2 protein-coding genes are annotated in these 3,103 nt (G+C 25.7%); both read right to left on the reverse strand.

The annotated features are described in order from the left end of the window. On the reverse strand, positions 1-1,557 hold a 1,557-nt coding region (locus AMN99_RS01645), incomplete at its 3' end, for a UDP-N-acetylmuramoyl-L-alanyl-D-glutamate--2,6-diaminopimelate ligase (protein WP_075506107.1). A 2-nt stretch (positions 1,558-1,559) separates the two neighbouring features. Then, on the reverse strand, positions 1,560-3,103 hold a 1,544-nt coding region (locus AMN99_RS01650; protein WP_075506108.1), incomplete at its 5' end, for a peptidoglycan D,D-transpeptidase FtsI family protein.

Below are 3,103 nucleotides of genomic sequence, written 5' to 3' on the forward strand. Positions count from 1 at the left end.
TTCATTAGAATTAATACTCGCATTATTTATAGAAATAGACTTTGGTAATTTTTGAGTGTTAGAAAGTTCTTTAATTATATTAATTTTTAATTGATCGGATAAATTTTTGTTTTTTTTATTGATTTCTTTTAGAATTTTTATTCTATCGGAAAATTTGATTTTCTTTTTACCAATTTCCTGTGTGTTTTCGTGCCCTTTTCCTGCAACTAATAAAATATCTCCGCTTTTTAAATTTTTAATAGCCTGGGATATTGCTATTCCTCTATTAGAAATTTCTGTAATTTTATTAGCATTGATACCCTTTTTAATATCTTTTCTTATATTTACTGGGTTTTCGGAACGAGGATTATCGTCAGTTAGATAGATATTATCTGCATAAATACTTGCTATTTTACCCATTTTCATTCTTTTGTTTTGATCTCTATTCCCGCCACAGCCAAATAAAAGGTTTAACTTTTTATCAGGAAATTGCTCCTTAATATTTAAAAGACAAATTTTTAAAGCATCAGGAGTGTGTGCATAATCAAGAATAACAGTCGAATTATTTTTAATTGTTCCAATTTTTTCTAATCTACCTTCAACTGGTTTTAATTTCGGTAAGACTTTTAAAATATTTTCAAAATTTAAATTACTTTTTTGTGCTGCCATTGCGGCCATCAATATATTATTTATTTGAATTTTACCTATTAAATTTAAATTAATTTCCTTAATTAAATTTTTATATTTAAATTTGATTAGTTGATTTTCATTATCATATCTATGAGATAATATTTCAAAATTACTTTTCTTTTCATTTATTGCTGATAATTTTAATTTTTTCTTTAAAGAGATTTCCTTGATTGTTTTATATTGTGGTATATTTTTATCTGTAATTATATTTCCTTTTTTTTCAATTAAATTCTCAAATAAATAAAGTTTTGCTTTTAAATAATTTTTTAAATTTTTGTGATAATCAAGATGATCTTGTGATAAATTTGTAAAAATTCCAGATTTAAAATTTAATCCATTTAATCTATTTTGTTTTAGTCCATGACTGGAAGCTTCCATGATAACGTTTTCAACTTTTTCTTTTTTTAATTTTTGTAAGATCTGGCCTAATCTAATAGGATCAATTGTTGTATTAAATAAATTTAAATTAATATTTTTTGATTTAACTCCTAATGTTCCAATTGAAGCAACTTTTTTTTTATTTAATTGCATTATTTGAAGATAAAATTCAGCAACTGAAGATTTTCCATTAGTTCCAGTAACAGCTACTAAATTTTTTGGTATTTTGTTGTAAATTTTAAATGAGATTTCTGCTAATAATTTTCTTATATTTTTTGTTCTTATAAACAAAATTCCATTACGAAAATTTTTTATTTTTTGTTCTGTTACAATTATTTTAGAGCCTTTTTCTATAGCTTTAGAAATGAATTTATTTCCATCTATACTGTTTCCCTTAATAGCAAAAAAAATATTATTTTTTTTTAATGATCTAGTATTAAAAGAAATACCTGAAAAAAATAACTTTTTATAATTTTTGTGTATACCATCAAAATAATTTCCAAGTAACATTATTAGTCAACCTGTATATATTTTGTGGCTAAAATAGGCCCAATTTTGTCAATTACTTTACCTGCTACTTCTACTGATGTCCACCCAGCTGTATTGTAAAGTGTTCCTTTCCATCCACCTTTTCTATGCCTATACTTATAATAGTAATCTTTTGATTTTTTAGGTGTATCTAACATCACAACAAATACAAATTGTGGATTTGATGTTGGAAATACCGAACTAAAAGTATTTATTTTTGCCTCTGAATATTTTCCTCCCTCTGGTTGATCGGCTGTGCCTGTTTTGCCTCCAATTTCATAATTTTGAACATCTGCAAATCTAGCAGTGCCCTCCTCTGTATTAACAATTTTTCTTAAAGCATTAACAACTTGTTCTGAAATTCCTTTATTAATTATTCTTTTGTTGTTATTTTTTTTATTATTTTCCTTAAAAACCAATGTTGGATTTACATCGTAGCCACCATTAGCTAAAATAGCATATCCTTTAGCTAGTTGAAGAATGGTTGTTGCCACTCCATGACCAAAAGAAGCTGTTGCCAATCTACATTTTCCAAAATCATAATCAATTTGAGGTGCCACTTCTTCAATGTCAAAATTAAGCTGAGTCAATACTCCAATATTCTCTAAAAAAGATTTAAATTTTTCTGGGCCAACTTTTTGAGCAATTCGTACAGATCCTATGTTTCCAGATCTAACTAAAATTTGCTCAGCAGTTAAATCTGAAGGTATTTCATTATCATATTCTCCAATCCTATATTTGTCACACTTAATTGATTTTGGTAAGTCTAAAAATTCAGTGTCTGGTTCAATTAATTTCTCATTTAAAGCACTTGCAAAAGTAAAAACTTTAAAAACTGAACCAAGTTCATATGTTCCTTTTGTTACTCTATTAATATAATTTACATCAGATATATTTTTTCTCTCATTTGGATTAAAATCAGGTAATGAAACTAAAGAGAGTATATTGCCATTATTAACATCCATTAAAATCGCTGCACTTCCTTTGCTTTTAAAAATTTCCTGATATTTTAATAATTCTTCTCTAATTAAAAATTGAATGTCTTTATCAACAGTTAATTTAATTGGATCTCTAGATGATCTAAGATTTTCATTTAACGATTTTTCTAATCCAGAAATTCCATTATTGTCATTATCTATTTGTCCTAAAATATGACTAAAAAGATTTTTCTGTGGATACATTCTAAGCACTTTTTCTTCAGGGATGAGAGATTTATCTCCCAACTTCATAAGTTGCTCATATTTTTCCTCAGAAATTTTTTTTTCTAAATAAAAAAACTTTTTCTTTTCTATTTTTTTTTCAATTTCATTAAAATCTTTGTCTGGAAAAACAATTTTTAGACTTAACAGTAATTTTTCTTTACTAATTATGTCTGAAGTTTTAAGACCAACATCAATAGATTTAACCGTTTTTGCTAAATAATTTCCATTAATATCTAAAATATCTGCTCTATAAAGATCACTACTGAAAGTAAGTGCGTTGTTTGTGTTTTCAATTTTTGTCTCTCGAGACCCTAAATGAATTAAAT

Origin of the sequence: Candidatus Pelagibacter communis, assembly GCF_001180225.1 — a bacterium.
Classification (GTDB): domain Bacteria; phylum Pseudomonadota; class Alphaproteobacteria; order Pelagibacterales; family Pelagibacteraceae; genus Pelagibacter; species Pelagibacter ubique_D.